Here is a 20,992-nt window from a genome sequence, read left to right as displayed (position 1 = left end):
CGGGAGGCGGCCGCGAGTTCGGCGGCAACCCACTTCGATGAATGTCTATGTTGACGCTTGTCGAAACAGGTGCGATGGTGGCCGCGCAAGCCATCGACAGACGTCGAATTACCGAGGAGCCGACCGTGACCGCGCCGATCAACCACCTGCCTGCCACCGCCGAACTGCCCGTCGTCGTGATCGGAGCCGGCCCCATCGGTCTCGCCGCTGCTGCCCACCTCGTCGAGCAGGGCCTCGAGCCCCTCGTCCTGGAGGCCGGGCCGCAGGCAGGCGCCGCCGTGCGCGAGTGGTCGCACGTGCGCCTCTTCTCCACCTGGGGCGAGGTCGTCGACCCGGCCGCCGAGAAGCTCCTCGCCCCGACCGGCTGGGTCAAGCCGGACGCCGACACCTACCCGTCCGGCGACGACTGGGCGAACGACTACCTCCAGCCGCTCGCCGACGTCCTCGGCGACAAGGTCCGCACCGGCGCCACCGTCACCGGCGTCTCCCGCTCCGGCCGCGACCGCATCGTCGACGCCGACCGCGAGGCCCAGCCCTTCGTCGTCCACATCGCGTACGCCGACGGCCGCGAGGAGCGCGTCTTCGCCCGCGCCGTCATCGACGCCTCCGGCACCTGGGCGACACCTGCCCCGGCGGGCGGCAGCGGCCTGCCGGCCCTCGGCGAGAAGGCGGCCGCCGACCACATCGCCTACCGCGTACCCGACTTCAACGACCCGTCCGTGCGCACCCGTTACGCGGGTAAGCGCACCGCCGTCATCGGCTCGGGCGCCTCCGCCTTCACCGCCCTCGCTCACCTGGCCGACCTCGCCAAGGCCGACGACGGCACGGGCACCAAGGGCGTGTGGATCCTGCGGCGCGGCATCTCCAGCTCGACGTTCGGCGGCGGCGAGGCCGACGAGCTGCCCGCACGCGGCGCCCTCGGCCTGGCCGCGAAGGCCGCGGTCGAGGGAGGCCACGCGGACGCGGTCACCGGCTTCCGCACCGACGCCGTCGAGCGGACGCCGGACGGCCGCCTAATCCTGGTCGCCGAGGACGGCCGCCGCCTCGACCCGGTCGACGAGGTCATCGTCCTGACCGGGTTCCGCCCCGACCTGTCCTTCCTCTCCGAGATCCGCCTGCACCTCGACGAGCGCCTCGAAGCCCCGGTCGAGCTGGCCCCGCTGATCGACCCCAACCAGCACTCCTGCGGCACCGTCTACCCGCACGGACACCGCGAGCTGTCCCACCCGGAGCAGGGCGTCTACCTGGTCGGCATGAAGTCCTACGGCCGCGCGCCGACGTTCCTCGCGATGACCGGTTACGAGCAGGTCCGCTCGATCGTCGCCGCGCTCGCCGGGGACACCGACTCCGCCGACCGCGTCGAACTCACCCTCCCGGAGACGGGCGTCTGCGGCGGCGCGGGCCTCTTCGACGCACCCGAGGCCGAGCAGGGTGCGGGCGGCGGCTGCTGCGCCGCACCGGAACCGCAGCTCGTCCAACTCGGCGCCGCGGCCGCGCCGTCGACGGTCGAGGACCAGGCTTCGGCAGGCGGCTGCTGCGGCTCGTGACCAACCTGTCCGCACACGCGAGCGGAGCCGCCGCCCTCGCCCCCCCTTGCCAGGGCGTGGGGCGGCGAGGTCACGCAGGGACGTGGAGCGGGGGGTGTTCGAGTACGCGGGGCTTGTACTCGACCAGTTGGATGCGGCCGTCGAAGGTGCGGTGCTCGGTCATCTCGAGGGCGACGTCCGGATAGCCGTCGTAGATGCGTTCTTCCCCCGTGGCCCCGGTGATCACCGGGAACATCACGACCCGGAAGCGGTCGACGAGTCCGGCTCGCAGCAGGGACCGGCACAGGCTGAGGCTGCCGATCGTGCTGAGGAGCCCCGTGCCACTCGACTTCATGGCCCGGACCGCCTCGACGGCATCGTCACGGACGAGCGTGGAGTTCGCCCACTCCAGCGGCTCCTTGAGTGAGGAGGAGAACACCACCTTCGACGCTTGCGTGAGCTCGTCGACGGACGCCTCTTCCTCGGGCCTGAACTCGTCCTGGCCACTCGGAACCTCGCCTGCGGCGAAGCCCGACATCAGGCGGTAGGTGTTCGCTCCCATCAGGTAGGTGGCCTCGGGCTGCTTGCCCAGCCACGCGAGATACTCCGGGCCCTCCAGGCCCCAGAAGCCGGGCCATCCCTCGCCCGACGCATGGCCGTCGAGGGAGGTGATGAAGTCGACGAGAAGCTCCGACATGACGGTTCCCTTCCTGAGGTGTCACCAGCTTGGACCGGCCGCGAGCCACAAACTCATCGGCCACGCCGTGCCGTGGAGTGGTCAGCGGTTGGCGATGGTGAGCGCGGCCGGCGGAGTCCGCAGTGGGGGCCGCTTCTGGCGGAACGGGCGGCGCGCCCGGCGATCGTTCTCCGCTCCGGTTCACAACTGCCGCTCGGGGAAAGGATGCTGGAGCCGAGCCACGGGCTACGGCCGGGACGCACGTGCGCGTCGAGGCAGCGGCGAGGGGCGGTGCACATGGCGCAGGACACCGATGAGTGGCCCGACGGCGCGAAGGGATGCGGATTCGTCTCCCCGGAGGAGGCCGGCCCCGGGCCGGGCGCCCTCATCCGCTGCCGCGCGACCGCAGGCGGCGCCACGCGCGCTCCCCATCGCCCACCACCACGGGAGGAACCCGCCCCATGAGTATCCCGCACCGCCTGATCGGTTCCGGCGACCACAAGGTCCTCGTGCTCCACGACTGGTTCGGCACCAGCGCCGGCTGGGGATCCTTCCTGGACTACCTGGACGGCGACACCTTCAGCTACGCCTTCCTCGACTACCGAGGCTACGGCGACCGCAAGGACGTCACCGGCGCGTACACACTCGCCGAGATCGCCGACGACGCCCTCGCCCTGGCCGACGAACTCGGCTGGGAGCAGTTCTCCCTCGTCGGCCACTCCATGGGCGGCAAGGCCGTCCAGCAGGTGCTCGCCCAAGCTCCCCGGCGGGTGCGGAAGCTGGTCGGCCTCGCTCCCGTCCCCGCCGGGGCGTACCCGCTGGACAGCGACGGCGAGGCACTCTTCTACGGCGCGGCGCAGGACCGCGCCAAGCGGCACGCCATCGTGGACCTGGTCACCGGGCAACGGGCGAGCCGGGTGTGGGTCGATCTGATGGTCGACCGCTCCCTCCGGCTCTCGACCCGCGAGGCATTCGGCGGCTACGTCAAGGACTGGGTCACCGCCGACCTGACGGACCAGATCGCCGGCAACCCCGTCCCGGTCAAGGTCATCGTCGGCGAGCACGATCTCGCCCTGACCGCCGACGTGATGCGCGGAACCTGGCTCATCCACTACCCGAACGCCGAGTTGGAGGAAATCGCCAACAGCGGCCACTACCCGATGCACGAGACCCCCGTGCCACTGGCGACCTCGCTCGAGACGTTCCTGCGCACCTGAACCGAACCCGGCGGTCTCAGCCGGTCTGCCCGACGGCCGCGTCACCCCACCCCACTCGACTCGCACGCTCGCCTCACAAACGACCTTGACGGAGAAGTCCCAGTCCTCAGGCGGTCCGAGAGAGGCCGCCGGTCCAGGGACCCTCGAAGTCGGCTGCGGTGAGGGAGCCGATGACCGGGTGAGTGGTGGCCACACTGCCCGAGGGACCGTCGAAGTAGCCGCCGAAGAGTTCCAGACTGCCCAGGACAGCACCGTCGTGGGCGATGGAGCCCGCCTTCGTGTCGGGGTCGCGATAGGCACTGAAGGCGGTGCGGCCGCCGGCGGAGAGGGTGCGCAGAACATGGTCATAGGAGCCGATCGAGCTCTCGAATTCGATGGCGAGGGTCCAGCCGCCGGGCATTTCGCGGCCGAGGACGAGGGCGCCTTCGCCCTGCTGCTCTTGAAGGAAGTCATCGGGTTGTCCCACTCCCCCGGGGCAAGGAACGGGGTCGGCGACGCCCATGAGGCGCAGGGTTTCGACAAGCGGGTGGGCGGCGAGGGTTGCACACCAGCCCTCGCCGAACATCTCGTCCAGGTCCACAGTCGGAGGCCTTTCTGATCGGGTCCGCGGCCACTGTCGAATGTTTCGACTCCGTCAAACCGTGTGTGAGCAGGGTTTTTCCGGGGTTAGCGTCGGGATCATGACAGAGACGATCACGACCTCGGCGCCACCCCGGCACCCCGTCAGGCAACTGCTCGCCGCCTCCGTCGGCAATGCCGTCGAGTGGTACGACTGGTATGCGTACACCTTCCTGGCGACGTACATCGCCGATCAGGTGTTTCCGAAGGGGGCCGACAACTCGCTCGTGCCGTTGCTCTCGACCTTCGCGGTGTTCGCGGTCGGGTTCTTCATGCGGCCGGTGGGTGGGCTGTTGATGGGGGCCGTCGCCGACCGGCGTGGGCGGCGGGCCGCGTTGACGGTGACCATTCTGTTGATGGGTGGCAGCAGTCTGCTGGTCGGTATTACGCCGACGTACGCGTCGGTCGGGGTGCTCGCGCCGATCGTGCTGGTGCTGGCCCGGTTGCTTCAAGGGCTGTCCGTGGGCGGGGAGTTCGCGGCGTCGACGACGTTTCTCGTGGAGTCCGCGGGGCCCGGGCGGCGCGGGCTGTTCTCGTCGTTCCAGTATGTGTCCACGTCCATCGGGCAGTTGATCGCGTCCGGCGTCGCCGCGGTGCTCGTGGCCACGCTCGCCGAGGGGCAGATGGACGGCTGGGGGTGGCGGGTGCCGTTCCTGGCGGGGGCCGTGCTCAGCCTGGTCGGGTTCTGGATCCGGCAGGGGGCGCAGGAGACGCGGAGCGAGGCGCACGAGCGGCCGGGACTGTTCGACGCGCTGCGCCAGTACCCGCGCCAGTCGCTGCTCATCTGCGGCATCACGGCCGGCGGCACGCTCGCGTACTACACGTGGACCTCGTACCTGCCGACGTACGCCGAGCTGAACACGGACATCGACAAGTCGCAGGCGCTGACCGTGGGCACGATCTCGCTGGCGTTCTTCGCACTGTTGCAGCCGGTCGGCGGGATGCTCTCCGACCGTTTCGGCCGCAAGCCGCTGCTGCTGTTCTTCGGGCTCGGGTTCGCGCTGCTGAGCGTGCCGTTGCTGCACTCGCTGACGGGGTCCTTCGCCTCGCTGCTGTTCGCGCAGTGTGCCGGCATGGTGCTGCTCACCGGCTTCACATCGATCTCGGCCGCGGTCAACGCGGAAGTCTTCCCGGCGCGGGTCCGGGCGGCGGGCATCGGCTTCCCGTACTCGCTGACGGTGGCGCTGTTCGGCGGCACGGCGCCGTACATGGGCACGCTGTTCAAGGACCTGGGGCACAGCGGGCTCTTCCCCTGGTACGTCGCCGTGCTGTGCCTCGTGTCCTCGGTCGTGTATCTGCGGCTCCCGGAGAGCGCGCACCGGGAGCTCGACCGCTGAGCTCGATCGATGAGGGTGGCTCAGCCGCCGGGGCCCCGTCCGGCGGCTGATGTGTGTTCCCGCTCCCCCGGCTCCGGCTCGGGCGCCGCGTCCGCGCGCATCATCACGCAGTCGAACTCCTGCACCCGCCCGGTCCTCTTCTCCCGGGTCACCGGGTACATGCCGGTGACCTCGAAGCCACGAGCCTCGTACTCGGCGAGGGCCTTTTCCATGCGCGGGCTGTCCTCGTAGAGCCGCAGGAGCGCGACCTCCGACTGCAGGCCCACGAAGTCACCGACGCGCTCGCCCGCCCCGGCGAAGACCTCCAGGTCGTAGCCCTGCGTGTCCATCTTGAGATAGGGGCGGGGGTCGGTGATGCCGACGAGCGCCTGGTCCATGAGGCCGTCGAGGCGGCAGACCTGGATCTCCTCCGTGCGGCCCTTCGTGAACCGCTTGTACGTGGCGTTTCCGTATTCGCTCGGGGCCAGCAGCGAGTTCATGGTGTTCCACTCGACGTGCATGGGGCGCAGTTCGTCCGAGCGGCCGAGCCCGCAAGGGAAAATATGCCAGTCCGGGTCGCCGTCCGCGCGCTCCCGGAGTTTCTCCAGGAAGCGCGGAACGGGCTCGAAGGATACAATGCGGCCTTTGTATCCGAACTGCCTGAGCCGCTTCCCGTACTGTCCGACGTTGGCACCGACGTCGAATACGCAGTTCACGCCGTAGAGGTCCAGCATCTCGGCGACGTGGCGGCTGCAGAGATGGTCGGACGCCGCCTTCTGGAAGTCCCGTTCCGGCATGCCCGACTTCCTCTGGTCGACGACCAGATGGACGCCGCCACCGAGGTCGGTACCGGTCCACTTTCCATGACGCCGGTGCACAAGGACCGCTGCCCCGGGAGCGAGGTCGATGATCTGGGCCCCGGTCCGAGAGAGGCCGTTCAGCAGTGTCCGGTACAGAGAAGCCATGACAGACACCGTCGCAGACATGGGTCGAAACCCCGGCACCGCCCGGCCCGCGTCACCCGAAACGGCGACCCTCCGCTTTACGTGCGACATCCGGATTTCGGGGTAACCCTGGAAGTGCCACTTCGGTGAAGGATGCACACGCCACCAGGATCCGACGGCCCTGGGTCACGCGCCATCTCCTCGGAACTGGTCCGAGCACACGGATTGATACACGTACATGCCCCACATAAAAGTCACGGTCATCATTCCGACCCACAACACCGGCGAAGACGTCATGGCAGGTCTCACCGCACTGCGGAAACAGTCCATGCCCCGCACGGACTTCGAAGTCCTCTACGTCGACGACGCCTCCACGGACGACACCGTCGCATTCCTGGAAAGGGAACTGGCCGGCGAGGACAATATGCAGGTCGTCCCGATGCCGACCAATTCGGGCTGGCCTGGACGCCCCCGCAACGCGGGCATCGACCGCGCCCGGGGCGAGTACATCCACTTCGTCGACGATGACGACTGGCTCTCCCCGCAGGCGCTGGAGCGGCTCTACGCGCGCGCCAAGGACACCGACGCCGACATCGTGATCGGGCGGATGGCGGGGCACGGACGCGGCGCCCCGCGGGCCCCGTTCGCCAAGCCGCTGGAGCGGGGGTCCGTGCGCGAGAACCCGGTGCTCCTGGGCAGCATGACCGTCCACAAGCTGTTCCGCCGGCAGTTCCTCCGCGATCACGGGCTGCGCTTCGAGGAGGGCCCGGTACGGCTCGAGGACCATCTGTTCACGCTGCGCGCCTATCTGCTGGCCAAGCAGGTCAGCACCGTGCCCGACTACACGACCTACCACTGGGTGCGGCACCGCAACGGCCGGCACAACATCAGTTACACCCCCATCGAGCCCACCCCCTACATCGGCTCGGTGCGGCGCATCATCGCCCTGCTGCACGCCCCGGAGACCCGGGTGTCGGACGAGGAGCTGCGGCACCGGTTCATCGCGAACTGGTACGGCAGCAAGGCGCTGAAGCGGCTGACCGGGAAGGGGTTCCTCGGCCAGGACGAGGAGCGTCGCGCGGCCTGGCGGCAGGAGGTCGTCGACCTCGCCGCCGAGCTGCCGGCGGCCGTCGACCGCCATCTGCCGGAGCGCCTGCGCGTGCTCTCCAGCCTGTGCCGTTCCGGCGACCACGAGGGCATCCACGCGTACACCCGGTTCGCGAGCGGGGTGCGGCACCTGCCGAAGGTCGAGGAGACGGCCTGGCAGGACAAGGTGCTGCACGTCCGCACGCGTACGTCGCTGGTGCGGACCGACCCGGAGACCGGCGAGAGCATCCCGCTCCTGTTCCGCCGCGCGGTGCACGAGACACCGACCGGCGAGAAGCGCGTGCGGTGGATCTGGCAGCCGCCCGCTCCCCTCGACGAGCTGCCCGGGATCGACCCCGCGCTCGACTTCACGCAGCCGCTGAAGAAGGCCAAGGCGCAGGGCCTCGTGCATCACAAGTCAGGTGGCACCCAGCTCGTCGTGACCACCGGGACCTCCACGCTGCGCCCCACCCCGCACGAGGCGGACCCCGAGCTGTGGGAGATGCACTGGACGACGGAGTGCACCATCGATCCCGCCGGCGTCGACGAGATCTCGGGGCCGCTGGCCCCCGGCGCCTGGCAGGTGTGCCTGCGTCTGAACGTGGGCGGCTGGCTCGGCTCACCGCGCCTGTCCGGGCTGAAACTCTCCGTGCCGGGCGCCCCGCGTCCCGCACCGGCCGAACGGCGCCCGAGCGCGCCCCGCCCCCGCCCCCACCCGCTGCACGGCGTCGCGAAGGCGGCCGTGCCCGTGCTGCGCCGGGTGCTCCCCGCCGCCGCGTACCGGGTGCTGCGCGACGGGTACCGGCGCCTCATCGCGGTCGATCGGCGCCCCGCTCCGGTCTCGGCGACCCTGGAGGAGTTGCGGCGCGGCAAGCATGCGGGGGCGCAGACGCTCGGTGTCTCCAGTACCCGCAGAGTCAGTGTTTCCAGTACCCGCAGAACATGATGCGGTCCTTCGGTACCCCCTGAGCCACCCAGTGCCGGCGCAGGCCCGTGGCGAGCCCCGACTCCCCGACCGCCCAGCCGTACAACGGACCCTCGGGCAGCGGCAGTTGACGCGCGCGGGCCAGGGCCGCCGCACCGGGCACCGGCGTCGGGTACGTGGCGTCGCCCCGGTCGACCCACACGACCTCGACACCCGGCGGCGCCGTGAGTTTCTGGCGGTCCTCGGCGGTCGGCACTTCCGCGACCGCCCAGCCCGTGGTGTCGGCGGGCAGCGAGGCGAGCACACCGGCGAGCGCGGGTACGCCCGACTCGTCTGCGGCGAGGGCGACTTGGCCGATCCCCTCGGGCATGTTGAAGCCGGTGCCCTCGTCGACGAGGACGACCGCGTCGCCGGGGCCGCAGGTGCCCGCCCAGGTCGCGGCGGGGCCGGAGGCTGCCTCGTCGTCGTGGCCGTGGAGCACGAAGTCGACGTCCAGTTCCGGGCCTTGGGGACCTTCGGCGCGGTGCGCGCGGACCGTGTAGTTGCGCAGGACGGGCCGGGATTCCTTGGGGCCGCTGAGGAGTTTCAGGTAGCTGACCGTGCTCAGCCGGTCCGGGACCCGGCCGAGCGAGGCCTCCGCGTCGGGCCCCGCCGGGAGGAAGAGGCGGAACCACTGGTCGTAGCCCATCGGCCGGAAGTGCGCGATGTCGCCGCCGCCGAGGGTGACCCGGGCGAAGTGCGGCGAGAGGCGTTCGCTGCGCAGGACGTGCAGGCGCAGGGGCCGCGCCGACTCGGGCTTGACGCGGGTGGCGGTGATGTTGCCGCGCTGCATGGCGCCTCCGTTCAGCGGTGTGCGCGGGCGGCCGCGACGTCGAGGAGTTCCTGGATGCGGTGGCCCACCTCGTGGGGGCCGATCGCGTGGGTGTGGAAGGTGATGCGAACGTCCTCGTACTCATCGGCGGCGCGTTCGAGCCGCAGGACCAGACCCCTGCGGTCGAGGCGTACGGGCCGGATGTCCGCGACATCGGACAGGTCCAACCCGCCGACCATTCCCGCGAGTTGAACGAGCAGGTCCGCGTGGCCCGTGTCCAGGTGCGAGAGCAGTTCCGCCTCGACCCCGGCCAGCGGGTCGGGCGCCGCCGCGGCGAGTTCCGTCACGTCCAGGACGCGCACGGAGTCGTCCTCGGCGAAGGCGGCCCGCGCCGGACGGAACACCAGGGTGTCGGGACCCGCACCCCCGAGGCGCCCACTGAAGGCGAGTCGGGCCCGCACCCGGTCACGTACGACGACGGGGGCCACGTCCGTGAACTCGGCGTACGCGGCGAGGCCCGAGTGCGGCGCCGTGGCGAGCGCCGCGGCCAGCCGGGGGTCCGCGGGGTCGAGCAGGATGAGCCGGGACGCGGCGTCCACGGCGTAGAGCCCCACGCAGTCCAGCCGCAGCCGGGCCTCGGTCGTGGTGGTCAGGGTCAGGGTCAAGGTGTCGGCCGCGGCGAGGATCGTCCGCGCCCGCTCGGCGGGGGTGAGCTCCTGGTGCGCCACTGGGTTGACCATCTCCACTCCAAACTTAGGTAAGGCTCACCTTACTCACGTCTGGGATGTGGTGTCACCCCCGCCCCCGTGCCGTCACACACCGGCCCCCCACTGAACGAAAGTGATGCCCGCCAGGCGGACCCCACCGCCCAGCCGGACCCGCAGATCGCGCACTCCGGCCGCGGCGAAGGGGGCTTCGACGGTGACGTAGTCGTACGGTCCGTCGGTCGCGGGCACCTGGACGCGAGGGCCGTCGGCCACGTTCACGATCCCTTCTCCCGCGACATCGAGGCGCACCGCCGAGACACCATCTGCCCCGAAGTCGCAGTCCCGGTAGAGGAGTTCACCCGTCCCCGTCACGGCGTCGCCGCGTGTCTTCGTGCGGTCGACGATCTCGATGTCGCCGCGCTGCTCGTCGTACGACGCCGCCGCGAGGCCCTCGGTGCGGACGGGGCGCGGAACGGACCCGTCGCCGTCCATACGCAGGGTTTCCGCGAGGCGGATGTCCGCGCTGGAGGCGCCGACGAGCAGTTCGTACGCTCCCTCGGCGACGCTCCAGCGGCCGCGCACGACGTCCCAGTGGCCGAACTCGGCGACCGGAACGCGGAAGGTGACCCGCTCCGACGCCCCCGCGCCGAGGGTGATGCGGCGGTACCCGACGAGTTGGCGGCGCGGGCGCGGCACGATGGCGTCGACCGCGCGCAGATACAGCTGCGGCACCTCGTCGGCCGTGCGCGGGCCCGTGTTCGTGACGGTGAAGGTGACCTCCACCGTCGCATCGTCCGGGCAGGACACGAACAGCGCGTCGTAGGTGAACCGCGCGTAGGACAAGCCGTGTCCGAACGGGTAGAGCGGGGTGCCCTCGAAGTAGAGGTACGTCTGGCGCGAGCCGATGATGTCGTAGTCGAGGAGGCCGGGCAGGTCGGTGTCGGCCGCGTACCAGGTCTGCGGGAGCCGGCCCGCCGGGCTCACGTCACCGGCGAGGACGCGGGCGAGGGCGCGGCCCGCGGCCTGGCCGCCGTGCGCGGTCCACAGCAGCGCGGGCAGTTCGGCATCCGCGTCGGGGACGGCGTACGGGTACGAGGAGACCAGGGCGAGGGCCGTGCGCGGGTTGACGGCGTGGGCCGTGCGCCACAACTCGTACTGGTGCGGCGGGAGTTCGAGAGTCGCGCGGTCCTCGGTCTCGCGGCCGTTGATGTGCGGGTCGTTGCCCGCGAAGACGAGTACCACGTCCGCGTCGGCGGCCGCCCTCGCCACGGCATCGGCGCCGTGCTCCACGACGTCGACCTCGAAAACCGTGCCCTGGTCGGCAACCTTCAGGCCGTCGGCGGCGACCGACACGTACCGACCCGTCCCTGCATGCCTGAGGAGGTGACCGTTCTCATGCGGTTCGAGCGTGTACGCCTCCTGGACGACCCAGCCGCCCGGCCGCTCTGCGGAGGCCCGGACATAGCCGTCGTCGGCGACCGAGAGGTAGCGGCCGTCGGGTGCGCGCAGCGTGTGGACGCCGGATCCCCAGTCGACCAGGGCGAGTTCGGCGGCCTCCTCGGCGGACGGCGAGACGTGGAGCGGCGGCAGGTCGGTCCGGCCGGCGATCAGCGCGGGGTCGAGGGCGACGCCGGAGGCATGGGGCGCCGCCTCGTCCCGTACCTCGGGGACACATACCCACCCCTCGGCGCACCGCAGCCGCACCCGGTCCACGCCCTCCGTGTACGTGACGCGCTCCGCGCCGAAGCGTTCCCGCAGCCCGTCGAGGGGTGTCGAGCGGCGGATGAGGGTGCCGCTGTACCAGTCCGTCTTGCACTCGTCGGCGAACAGGCCGACGACCGCGATCCGGGTGTGCTCGGCGAGCGGCAGCAGGCCATCATTCTTGAGCAGCACGATCGCCTGCTCGGCGGCCTCCTGGGCGAGCGCGCGATGGGCGTCGGTGTCGAAGTCCCAGTCCTGGTCCTGATCCTGGTCGAAGGGGTCGGTGTCCGCGAACTCGCCGAGCCTGGCCCGGACTTCGAGCTGTCTGCGCACGGCCGCGTCGATGTCGGCCTCGGAGATCAGCCCCTGGTCGTACGCACGCCGCAGCCGCCCGACGATCGTCGAGGAGTCGGTGCCGTGGTCGGTGAAGCTGTCGACGCCCGCGCGCAGGGCGGCGGCGACGGCCTCCTCGTGCGTGGCGAAGTAGTGCTCGGAGTCGACGAGGTTGCTGGGCGCGCCCGCGTCGGAGCAGACGAGCAGGTCCTGATCGGTCCAGGTTCTCAACTGCTCGCGCAGGTAGGGCGATACGTGGTTGGGGCGGCCGTTGACGAGGTTGTAGGCGGGCATGACTCCGGCCACCGCGCCCGCCTCGACGGGCCGCTTGAACGCCCGGAGGTCGTACTCGTGCAGCACCCGTGGGCGCACGGAGGCGTTGGAGGTGTCCCGGTCCGTCTCGTTGTTGTGCGCGAGCCAGTGCTTGAGGACGGGGGCCGTGCGCCAGTACTCGGGGTGGTCGCCGCGCAGGCCGCGGGTGTACGCGGTGGCGATCGCGGCGGTGAGGTGGGGATCCTCCGCGTAGCCCTCCTCGTTCCTGCCCCACAGCGGGTTGCGCAGCAGGTTCACCACGGGCGCCCAGACGTTGAGGCCGACCCGGTCGTCGCGCCGGCGCATCGCGCGGGCCTCCGCGGAGACGGCCGTACCGATCCGGTGCAGCAGCTCGTCGTTCCAGGTGGCGCCGAGGCCGACCGCCTGCGGGAAGACGGTGGCCTCCCCCATCCACGCGACGCCGTGCAGCGCCTCCTGCCCGGTGCGGAACGCGGCGAGGTCGAGGCGCGGGACCGCGGGCGCGAACTGGTGCAGGAGTGCGATGCGTTCGTCGAGCGAGAGCCCGGCGAGCAGCTCGTCGACGCGCTTGCCGTCGGGGGCGGCGGAGCCGGAGCGGATTGCAGATCTTTCGGTCACGTGCGCGTCCCTTGGCCGGAGAGGAAGTCGGAGAGAGCGGTCCCGCTTCGAAGCGCTTCGATGCTCCGTACTGCGATGACCAGGTGTCAAGTGCGTTGCACGAAAAGCGCGTTCGGGAAATTGACGCACGCGTCTTGTGACCGTGGGAGCGCTCCCTTAATGTCACGGCAACATCGAAGCGCTTCGACATCTGCGCGACGCATAGTCCCCCGCGTAATCCCCGAAGGGTTGCTCCCATGACGCCGAACTCCCCCTCCACCGGCCCCGGTCGGAGAAGCTTCCTCGCCTCCACGGCGGTCGCCGCCGCGGCCGTGGCCGGCGGCGCGCCCCTGCTCACCGCGTGCGGGAGCGCCGCCGAGACGGGCGAGGGGACGACCTCCGGGAAATCGGCGAAGAAGCTGCTGCCGACGTACGCGGCGCGCAATATCGTCACGCCCGACATCGCGTCGAAGAACGGTTCCTGCGTCGGCTTCACCAGCAAGGTGGAGCTGTCGAAGCTGGAGACGTCCGTGCCGAAGAAGCTCGGCACCGGGGCCAAGGTGAAGATCATGGCCCCGTTCTGGGGGCCGCCACCGAAGGCCGACTGCGAGTACTACACCGCGCTCAACGAAGCCTCCGGTGTGCAGGTCAGCTGGCAGAACCAGGACGGCAACACCTACGGCGAGAAGATCGGCGCCGTGCTCGCGTCCAGTTCGCTGCCCGACGTGCTGATCGTGCCCGGCTGGGAGCTGTCCGGGAAGATACCCGCCGCGCTGGTCGCGAAGATGATGGACCTCGGCCCGTACGTGGCCGGCAGCAAGGTGCGCGACTACCCGAACCTCGCGGCGATCCCGGCGGACGCCTGGCGGCGCGGCATCTTCGGCGGCAAGCTGCGCGGCATCCCGTACCCGTACTCGTACCTCCCGAACATCGCGCCCTTCTACCGCAAGGACCTCTTCGACAAGAAGGGCTGGGAGCCGCCGAAGTCGGCGCAGGAGTTCTTCGACCTCGCCAAGGAGATGACCAGCAAGAAGGCGGGGGTCTACGGCTGCGACGACATGAAGTGGTCGGCCTTCAACTTCTTCGGTTCCCTCGGCGGCAGCGAGAAGGCGCTCGGCTGGAAGCTGGAGGGCGAGAAGCTCGTCAAGCGCCTGGAGACCGACGAATACCTCGAGGCCCTGGAGTGGACCCGCAAGCTGTACGCGGCCGGGGTCGTGCATCCCGAGGCCAAGGCGCAGACCGGTGACAACGGGCTCCGCTTCTCCAGCGGCAAGGTCATGATGTACAACGCCGACATCACCGCCTGGTACGGCAAGAGCGCGGAGATGCAGGGCAGCAAGGCGTTCCCGGACTTCGAGATGGCCGCGATGGACATCTTCGGGCACGACGGCGGCGACCCGAAGCTGTACGCGGGCACCCCGGCCAACGTGTGGGCGTTCGTCCGCAAGAACGCGTCCAAGGAGACCGTGAAGAACGCGCTGGCCGCCGCCAACTACGCCGCCGCGCCCGTCGGCACCAAGGAGCACATGCTCGCCTACTACGGCGAGGAGGGCACCCACTTCACGCTGAAGGACGGCGTCCCGACCAAGACCAAGAAGGGCAACGCGCAGGCGCTCAACACCTGGCAGATGCTGTCGGGCCCGGCCCCCTTCTTCGCCTATCCCGACCTGCCCGAGGTCACCAGGGGGATGGTCGAGTGGCAGCAGCGGATGGGCGAGTTCGTCACCAAGTCGCCGTTCTACGGCATGACGATCGTCGAGCCCTCGCGCTACGCCACCTTGGAGGACAAGTTCGAGCAGCTGGAGGACGACTACGTCCGCGGCAACAAGTCGCTCGGCGACGTCCAGCAGGCGATCAGCGACTGGAAGTCGCGCGGCGGCGACAAGCTGCGCGACTGGTACAAGAAGCTCCTCGACGAGAACGGACAGAACGGCGGCGCCTCCTGATGGCGCTTCAGACCCAGCGCCCGCCCCGGTCCGCCGCCACCGCCGGGTCGGGCAAGGCGGCCGGGGGCCGGGAACGCCGCCGTGCCGGGAGGAAGGCGGGCCGGGGCGACGGCGTCACCTGGCGGATCCGGCTGCGCCGCGACCGGGCGCTCATCCTCATGACCGTGCCCGTCATCGTCCTGCTGCTCGTCTTCAACTACCTGCCGCTGCTCGGCAACGTCGTCGCGTTCCAGGACTACAACCCGTACGTCTCCACCAACGGCGTCACGGCGATCCTGCACTCGCCGATGGTGGGCCTCGAACAGTTCCAGAAGATGGTCGACGACTCCGACTTCTGGAACGCGCTCCAGAACACCCTCGTCCTCTTCGTCATCCAGCTGCTGCTGTTCTTCCCGGTGCCGATCGCGCTCGCGCTGCTCATCAACAGCGTGATCAGGCCCCGGGTGCGGGCCCTGTCGCAGGCGATTCTCTACCTGCCGCACTTCTTCTCGTGGGTGCTCGTCGTCACCGTCTTCCAGCAGATGTTCGGCGGCGCGGGACTGATCGCGCAGCTGCTCCAGGACCACGGCGTCGACGGCTTCGACCTGATGACGGACGCCGGGATCTTCAAGTACCTGCTCACCGCGCAGATGGTCTGGAAGGACGCCGGCTGGGGCATCATCGTCTTCCTCGCGGCGCTCGCCTCCGTCAGCCCCGAGCTGTACGAGGCGGCGGCGATGGACGGCGCGAACCGGTGGCGCCGCATGTGGCACGTCACGCTGCCCGCGCTGCGCCCGGTGATCGCGCTGCTGCTCGTCCTGCGCGTCGGCGACGCGCTGACCGTGGGCTTCGAGCAGATCCTGCTGCAACGCAGGGCGGTGGGCGCGGGCGCCTCCGAAGTGCTCGACACATACGTGTGGAGCACCGGCATCCAGCACGGCGACTTCAGCTATGCGGCGGCGGTCGGCCTGGTGAAGGGCGTGGTCGGGATCTGTCTGGTCCTGGCGGCCAACAAGTTCGCCCATCTCCTCGGCGAACAGGGGGTCTACAAGAAGTGAAGGTGTACGAGACATGAGCGCCACCGCCGAACGTCCGCGCTCCGGCCCGAGCCCGCGTCCGCGCGCACAGTGGCAGCCGCCCGAGCGCCCGGTGTGGGAGGAGCCGCCGACCAAGGTGGGCCTCGGTGCCAAGGGACTGATCCTCGCCGTGTGCTGCCTCGCCGTGCTCGGACCGCTGTGGGTCGTGATCGTCACGAGCCTGTCGCCCCGGCACGTCATCGACTCGGCGGGCGGCCTGGTGCTGTGGCCCGAGGCGATCACCTTCGTCAACTACCAGGAGCTGCTCGGCGGCGGCCAGGTCAGCCGGGCCATGCTGGTCTCGCTCGGGGTGACGGGCGTCGGCACGGTGTTCTCGATGGGGGTGTCGGTCCTCGCCGCGTACGGCCTGTCCCGGCCGGGCTCGTTCGCGCACCGGGCGCTGCTGATGGCGCTGCTGACGACGATGTTCTTCAGCGCCGGGCTCATCCCGACGTATCTGCTGGTGCAGACCCTCGGCCTGACCGACAGCTATCTGGCACTGATCCTGCCGAGCGCGGTGAGCGTGTTCAACATCCTGGTGCTGCGCGGGTTCTTCATGAACATCTCGCCGGAGCTGACGGACAGCGCCCGCATCGACGGGGCCGGCGACCTCAGGATCCTGTGGACGATCGTGCTGCCGCTGTCCCGCGCGGTGATCGCCGTCATCTCGCTGTTCTACGCGGTGGCGTACTGGAGCGCCTGGTTCAACGCGATGATCTACATCGACGACCCGACGAAACTGCCGCTGCAGAACGTGCTGATGCAGCTCGTGCAGAAGAACTCGGCGCTGCCGACGGGCCTGAGCCAGGCGGTCAACGCGGGGGAACTCTCCGCGCTCGGGCTCCAGATGGCGATGATGGTGCTCGCCCTCGCGCCGGTCGCGGTCGCGTCCCCGTTCGTCCAGCGGCACTTCAAGAAGGGCATGCTGATCGGGGCGGTGAAGGGGTGAGGCACGCACAGTCCATCGCAGGGGGCGGACGGCTGCTGTTCGGCGGGGACCACAACCCCGAGCAGTGGCCCGAGGAGGTGTGGGCCGAGGACGTCCGGCTGATGAAGGAGGCCGGGGTCAACTCGGTCACGGTGGGCGTCTTCGCGTGGGCGAGGCTCGAACCCCGGCCGGGCGTACGGGACTTCGGCTGGCTCGACCGGCTGATGGACCTGCTGCACGCGCACGGGATCGGCGTCGTCCTCGCCACCCCGACCGCGTCCCCGCCGCCGTGGCTCGGCCGTCTGTACCCGGGGACGCTGCCGCGCGACGAGCACGGGCAGACCGTGTGGTGGGGCTCGCGCCAGCACTTCGCGCACTCCTCCACCACGTACCGTCGGCACGCCGCCGCCATCACCGAGGACCTCGCCCGGCGCTACGGCCACCACCCGGCCCTGCGTATGTGGCACATCAACAACGAGTACTGCACCTTCGACTACGGCGACGAGTCCGCACGCGCCTTCCGTGACTGGCTGCGCGCGAAGTACGACACCCTAGACGCGCTCAACACGGCCTGGGGCACGGCTTTTTGGGGCCAGCACATCGAGACGTGGGGCGATGTGATCCCGCCGCGCCGCGCCCAGTACCTGCGGGGCCCGACGCAGCTCCTCGACTTCCGCCGCTTCACCTCGGACGCGCTCCTCGCGTGCTACGTCGCCGAGCGCGATCTCGTCCGCCGCCACACGCCCGCCCACATCCCGGTGACGACCAACTTCATGCCGCTGTGGACCGGGCAGGACGCGTGGGAGTGGGCGCGGCACGAGGACGTCGTGTCCGTCGACGTGTACCCGGACCCGCGCGACCCGCTGGCCGGGCAGTACAACGCGATGCTCGCCGACATGACGCGCGGCCAGGCGGGCGGCCGACCCTGGATGGTGATGGAGCAGGCGGCGGGCGCGGTGAACTTCCGCCCGGTCAACTCCCCCAAGCCGCGCGGCCTCAACCGGCTCCTCTCGCTCCAGTCCGTGGCGCGCGGCGCCGACGCCGTCTGCTACTTCCAGTGGCGCCAGTCCCGGCAGGGCGCGGAGAAGTTCCACTCGGCGATGCTCGGCCACGCGGGCGAGTCGGGGCGGTCGTTCGCGGAGGTCAAGCAGATCGGGGCGGACCTCGACCGGCTGGGTCCCGCGGTCGCCGGCACGCGCCTCACGGCCGAGGTCGCCGTGCTGCACGACTGGCACTCCTGGTGGGCGGGCGGCCAGGACGGCAGACCGTCGGCGCACATCACGTACGAGGAGGTCGTGCGGGCCTGGCACCGGGCGCTGTGGGAGGCACACCTCACGGCCGACTTCGCGCACCCCGAACACGAGCTGTCCGCCTACAAGTTGGTGGTCGTCCCGCAGCTGTACCTGCTGACGGACGCGGCGATCGACAACCTCGTGGCATACGTGCACGGGGGCGGGACGCTCGTGTGCGGGTTCTTCACGGGGATCGCCGACGCGGACGACCGGGTGCGGCCCGGCGGCATGGACGGCCGACTGCGCGAGCTGTTCGGCATCCGCACCCTGCACGAGTGGTGGCCGCTGGAGACCGCGGAGACCGTCGACTGCGGCGGGTTCACCGGCACGCTGTGGTCGGAGGAGCTGACGGCGGCGCCCGACGCCGAGGTCACGGCGGCGTACCGAGGCGGCGAGCTCGACGGCCTGCCGGCCGCGCTGCGCCGGGGCCGCGCCCACTACCTGTCCACGCTCCCGCAACCGGAGGCCCTGCGCGCGCTGCTCGCGGACGCCGCCCTCGAAGCGGGCGTACGGCCTCCACTGACCGGCCTCCCCGCAGGGGTGGAGGCCGTACGCCGCGGGGAGTTGCTGTTTGTGCTGAACCACGGGCGGGAGGAGGTGACGGTCGCGCTCGCGGAGGGCGGGCGGGACCTGTTGACCGGGGGGCGGGTCGAGGGGTCGGTGACGCTCGGGCGGTTCGGTGTCGTCGTACTGGAGGCCGAGCCGGGCGCGGCAGCGGTTTCGGTATCGGCAGCGGAGAGCGCGGGTTCCCGGTGATTCCCGAGCACCCGCACGGCACATGGGAGACCGCGCCCGCCGATCGCTGGGAGGAAGCCTACCTCAGCGGCAACGGGGGGCACGGCGCCCTCGCCTTCGGCGATCCGGGCGACGACCGGGTCATCGTCACCCATCACAGCCTGGTCCGCCCGGACGGCGGCCAGCAGCCGGGTCCGCCCGAGCTGGCCGACGAACTCCCGCTGCTTCAGGACCAGTTGCTCGCCGGTGACGTGACGGCGGCCGAGCGGTTCACGGACGGGCGGCCGCTGCGGTGGGTGCGCGCGTTCCATCCGGCGTTCCAGGTGCGCTTCGTGCGCGACGACGGGGCGGGGCGCGGCTACCGGCGCGCGGTCGACTTCGCGACGGGGGTGGCCGAGGCGCGGTGCGGCGGATGGGGTTCGCGGGTGTTCGTGTCGCGGGCGGACGACGTCGTCGTGCAGTACGTGACCGGCGCGGGGCTCGACGGCGAGGTGGCACTCGACCCGCGCCTGAGCGGCGTCCCCGCCGGGCTCCGCATCGGCCGCGGCGTCGCCCTGACCCCGTACGGACCGACCCCATACGGACCGACCCCGCACGGGCCGACCCCGCACGGCGCCCGGCTCACCCTGCGCTGCCGCTACCCGGACAGCGACCTCGGCTTCACCGGGGTGACACTCGCGCTGGTGCGGGGCGGGCGCGCGTCGGTGGGCGGCACGGGCCTGCGCGTCGAGGGCGCGAGCGGGCTGCTGCTCCTGACGCGGGTGCGCAGACACGTCGGGGAGCTGGACGCGGAGAGCGAGGCGGGCGCGCTCGCGGACCTGATCGACCCGAGCGGCTCCACCGACGCGACGTACGACGCCCTCCTCGCCCGGCACGAGGCCCTGCACCGGCCCGCCTATGAACGTGTCACCTTCGACCTCGACGCCCCGCGCCACCAACGCGGTCTGCCGGGCGGCGAGTTGTTGGAGCGCCCGCAGAGCCCGGCCCTCCTTGAGCGGCTGTTCGCGGCCGGCCGCTACCACCTGCTCAGCTCCTCGGGCGCCCTGCCGCCCCGGCTGACCGGGCTGTGGACCGGCGAGTGGGACACGGCGTGGTCGGGCGCGTTCACCACGGACGCGAACCTGAACCTCCAGACGTCGTCGGCGGTCGCCTGCGACCTCCCCGAGACGGTCGACGCTCAAGGTGCGCTCATCCAAGCCCAGTTGGCGCACTGGCGGGACAACGCACGCCTCGTCTTCGGCGCCCGTGGCATCGTCGCGCCCGCGCACACCGACGGCGAGTCGGGACACGCGTACCACTATCAGCGCGCGTACCCGATGCACCTGTGGACGGCGGGCGCCGACTGGCTGCTCACGCCACTTCTCGAACAGGCCGAGGCCACCGGCGAGCGGCCCGCCTGGCTCGCGGCCGCCGTCACTCAACTCGCCCTTTTCTACGAGGACTTCCTCACGCGGACGGGCCCCGACGGGCGGATCGCGATCGTGCCCTCCTACTCCCCGGAGAACCGGCCCGCGAACGCGAGCTGGGGCACCGTCAACGCCACCATGGACATCGCGGCGGCCCGGCACGCGCTGCGCACCGCCGCCGCCTGGCACCCGGGCCCCGACGGCGACCGCTGGACGGCGCTGGCCGACCGGCTCCCCGACTACCGGGTCAACGACGACGGGGCGCTGGCCGAGTGGGCGTGGCCGGGCCTCGACGACAGCTACGACCACCGGCACCTCAGCCACCTGTACCCGGTGTGGCCGCACCACGACATCACCCCGTACGACACCCCGGACCTGGCGAAGGCGGCGGGGCGGGCGCTCGAACTGCGCGGCGCCGAGAACGACTCCGCGCACGGGCATCTGCACCACGCCCTGATCGCGGCCCGGCTGCGCGACGCGCCGCGCGTCGCCGACTGCCTGCGGAACGTCCTGGCCGGCGACTACTTCCACACCTCACTGATGAGTGCGCACTACCCGCGCCGCGACGTCTACGACGCGGACGCCGCGCACACCCTGCCCGCGCTGGTCACGGAGGCGCTCCTGCAGTCCACGCCCGAGCGCCTGGTCCTGCTGCCCGCGCTCCCCGCCGACTGGCGGCGGGGAGCGGTGCGGGGGCTGCGCACGCGGTTCGGGGCGCGGGTGGATCTGCGGTGGGGCGGCGGCAGGTGCACGGCGCTCGTCCGTTCCGACCGGGACGCGTACGTGGACCTGAAGACGCCCGAGGGCGACGCGGGGCGGCTGCGTCTGGAGGCGGGGATGGAGCGCGAACTCCGCTTCCGCAGCCGCTAGTTACAGCATCCG

The 20,992-nt window shown here is 71.0% G+C and carries 15 protein-coding genes; 9 read left to right on the top strand and 6 right to left on the bottom strand.

All coding sequences use genetic code 11. The features are described 5' to 3' along the window. The first annotated feature begins 41 nt into the window (after window positions 1-41). Complete coding sequence (locus ACYSUO_RS05715; protein ID WP_461774887.1) at window positions 42-1,547, top strand: NAD(P)-binding domain-containing protein; 1,506 nt, start codon at window positions 42-44, stop codon at window positions 1,545-1,547. A 70-nt stretch (window positions 1,548-1,617) separates the two neighbouring features. Here the strand turns inward: ACYSUO_RS05715 and ACYSUO_RS05710 are convergent, their stop codons facing one another. Beyond that, window positions 1,618-2,223 (bottom strand): dihydrofolate reductase family protein, encoded by a 606-nt coding sequence (locus tag ACYSUO_RS05710; protein ID WP_461774886.1) that lies wholly within the window; start codon window positions 2,221-2,223, stop codon window positions 1,618-1,620. 440 nt (window positions 2,224-2,663) lie between these two features. Between ACYSUO_RS05710 and ACYSUO_RS05705 the strand changes: the two genes are divergently transcribed. Continuing rightward, a complete protein-coding gene (locus tag ACYSUO_RS05705; RefSeq protein WP_461774885.1) occupies window positions 2,664-3,419 on the top strand; it encodes an alpha/beta fold hydrolase in 756 nt (251 codons plus the stop codon). A gap of 106 nt (window positions 3,420-3,525) precedes the next feature. Here ACYSUO_RS05705 and ACYSUO_RS05700 read toward each other — a convergent pair whose 3' ends face one another. Continuing rightward, a complete protein-coding gene (locus ACYSUO_RS05700; RefSeq protein ID WP_461774884.1) occupies window positions 3,526-3,999 on the bottom strand; it encodes a hypothetical protein in 474 nt (157 codons plus the stop codon). Between the two features lie 100 nt (window positions 4,000-4,099). On the opposite strand from ACYSUO_RS05700, the gene ACYSUO_RS05695 reads away from it, so the two are divergent. After that, window positions 4,100-5,374: an MFS transporter gene (locus ACYSUO_RS05695; RefSeq protein ID WP_461774883.1), complete on the top strand. Its 1,275-nt coding sequence runs from the start codon at window positions 4,100-4,102 to the stop codon at window positions 5,372-5,374. 20 nt (window positions 5,375-5,394) lie between these two features. Here the strand turns inward: ACYSUO_RS05695 and ACYSUO_RS05690 are convergent, their stop codons facing one another. Further along, a complete protein-coding gene (locus ACYSUO_RS05690; protein WP_461774882.1) occupies window positions 5,395-6,318 on the bottom strand; it encodes an FkbM family methyltransferase in 924 nt (307 codons plus the stop codon). A gap of 217 nt (window positions 6,319-6,535) precedes the next feature. Here ACYSUO_RS05690 and ACYSUO_RS05685 point away from each other — a divergent pair, with 217 nt between their 5' ends. Further along, window positions 6,536-8,329, top strand: a complete 1,794-nt coding sequence (locus ACYSUO_RS05685; protein WP_461774881.1) for a glycosyltransferase family 2 protein — start codon at window positions 6,536-6,538, stop codon at window positions 8,327-8,329. Here the strand turns inward: ACYSUO_RS05685 and ACYSUO_RS05680 are convergent. The 3 genes from ACYSUO_RS05680 to ACYSUO_RS05670 all read right to left on the bottom strand — a co-directional run bounded on the left by ACYSUO_RS05680 (window position 8,301) and on the right by ACYSUO_RS05670 (window position 12,769). Then, entirely contained in the window at window positions 8,301-9,140 is an 840-nt protein-coding gene (locus tag ACYSUO_RS05680) for a siderophore-interacting protein (RefSeq protein ID WP_461774880.1), read from the bottom strand. The genes ACYSUO_RS05685 and ACYSUO_RS05680 overlap by 29 nt on opposite strands. An 11-nt stretch (window positions 9,141-9,151) precedes the next feature. Continuing rightward, on the bottom strand, window positions 9,152-9,859 hold the full coding sequence (locus ACYSUO_RS05675; RefSeq protein WP_461774879.1) for a DUF2470 domain-containing protein: 708 nt from the start codon (window positions 9,857-9,859) through the stop codon (window positions 9,152-9,154). Window positions 9,860-9,931: 72 nt separating this feature from the next. Beyond that, window positions 9,932-12,769 carry a glycoside hydrolase family 3 C-terminal domain-containing protein gene (locus ACYSUO_RS05670; RefSeq protein ID WP_461774878.1) on the bottom strand — a complete coding sequence of 946 codons (2,838 nt, stop codon included), beginning with the start codon at window positions 12,767-12,769 and terminating at the stop codon, window positions 9,932-9,934. Window positions 12,770-13,005: 236 nt separating this feature from the next. On the opposite strand from ACYSUO_RS05670, the gene ACYSUO_RS05665 reads away from it, so the two are divergent. The 5 genes from ACYSUO_RS05665 to ACYSUO_RS05645 are packed head-to-tail and all read left to right on the top strand — an operon-like array spanning window position 13,006 to window position 20,980. Next, a complete protein-coding gene (locus ACYSUO_RS05665; protein ID WP_461774877.1) occupies window positions 13,006-14,694 on the top strand; it encodes an extracellular solute-binding protein in 1,689 nt (562 codons plus the stop codon). Continuing rightward, window positions 14,694-15,731 carry an ABC transporter permease gene (locus ACYSUO_RS05660; protein ID WP_461774876.1) on the top strand — a complete coding sequence of 346 codons (1,038 nt, stop codon included), beginning with the start codon at window positions 14,694-14,696 and terminating at the stop codon, window positions 15,729-15,731. The genes ACYSUO_RS05665 and ACYSUO_RS05660 overlap by 1 nt, the downstream gene beginning before the upstream one ends. 13 nt (window positions 15,732-15,744) lie before the next feature. Next, window positions 15,745-16,698, top strand: coding sequence for a carbohydrate ABC transporter permease (locus tag ACYSUO_RS05655; RefSeq protein WP_461774875.1), 954 nt, complete (start codon window positions 15,745-15,747; stop codon window positions 16,696-16,698). Then, on the top strand, window positions 16,695-18,725 hold the full coding sequence (locus ACYSUO_RS05650; RefSeq protein WP_461774874.1) for a beta-galactosidase: 2,031 nt from the start codon (window positions 16,695-16,697) through the stop codon (window positions 18,723-18,725). Before ACYSUO_RS05655 ends, ACYSUO_RS05650 begins: the two co-directional genes overlap by 4 nt. After that, entirely contained in the window at window positions 18,722-20,980 is a 2,259-nt protein-coding gene (locus ACYSUO_RS05645) for a glycosyl hydrolase family 95 catalytic domain-containing protein (protein ID WP_461774873.1), read from the top strand. Before ACYSUO_RS05650 ends, ACYSUO_RS05645 begins: the two co-directional genes overlap by 4 nt. Window positions 20,981-20,992: the final 12 nt, after the last annotated feature.

This window comes from Streptomyces sp. UC4497, from assembly GCF_054871485.1.
This window is presented reverse-complemented; position numbering and strand designations above follow the sequence as displayed.

What these genes read in the sequence shown, in the direction of transcription:
- ACYSUO_RS05715 (WP_461774887.1), top strand. Translation starts at nt 42, where the DNA reads ATGTCTATGTTGACGCTTGTCGAAACAGGTGCGATGGTGGCCGCGCAA.
- ACYSUO_RS05710 (WP_461774886.1), bottom strand. Translation starts at nt 2,223, where the DNA reads ATGTCGGAGCTTCTCGTCGACTTCATCACCTCCCTCGACGGCCATGCG.
- ACYSUO_RS05705 (WP_461774885.1), top strand. Translation starts at nt 2,664, where the DNA reads ATGAGTATCCCGCACCGCCTGATCGGTTCCGGCGACCACAAGGTCCTC.
- ACYSUO_RS05695 (WP_461774883.1), top strand. Translation starts at nt 4,100, where the DNA reads ATGACAGAGACGATCACGACCTCGGCGCCACCCCGGCACCCCGTCAGG.
- ACYSUO_RS05690 (WP_461774882.1), bottom strand. Translation starts at nt 6,318, where the DNA reads ATGGCTTCTCTGTACCGGACACTGCTGAACGGCCTCTCTCGGACCGGG.
- ACYSUO_RS05685 (WP_461774881.1), top strand. Translation starts at nt 6,536, where the DNA reads ATGCCCCACATAAAAGTCACGGTCATCATTCCGACCCACAACACCGGC.
- ACYSUO_RS05680 (WP_461774880.1), bottom strand. Translation starts at nt 9,140, where the DNA reads ATGCAGCGCGGCAACATCACCGCCACCCGCGTCAAGCCCGAGTCGGCG.
- ACYSUO_RS05675 (WP_461774879.1), bottom strand. Translation starts at nt 9,859, where the DNA reads ATGGTCAACCCAGTGGCGCACCAGGAGCTCACCCCCGCCGAGCGGGCG.
- ACYSUO_RS05665 (WP_461774877.1), top strand. Translation starts at nt 13,006, where the DNA reads ATGACGCCGAACTCCCCCTCCACCGGCCCCGGTCGGAGAAGCTTCCTC.
- ACYSUO_RS05660 (WP_461774876.1), top strand. Translation starts at nt 14,694, where the DNA reads ATGGCGCTTCAGACCCAGCGCCCGCCCCGGTCCGCCGCCACCGCCGGG.
- ACYSUO_RS05655 (WP_461774875.1), top strand. Translation starts at nt 15,745, where the DNA reads ATGAGCGCCACCGCCGAACGTCCGCGCTCCGGCCCGAGCCCGCGTCCG.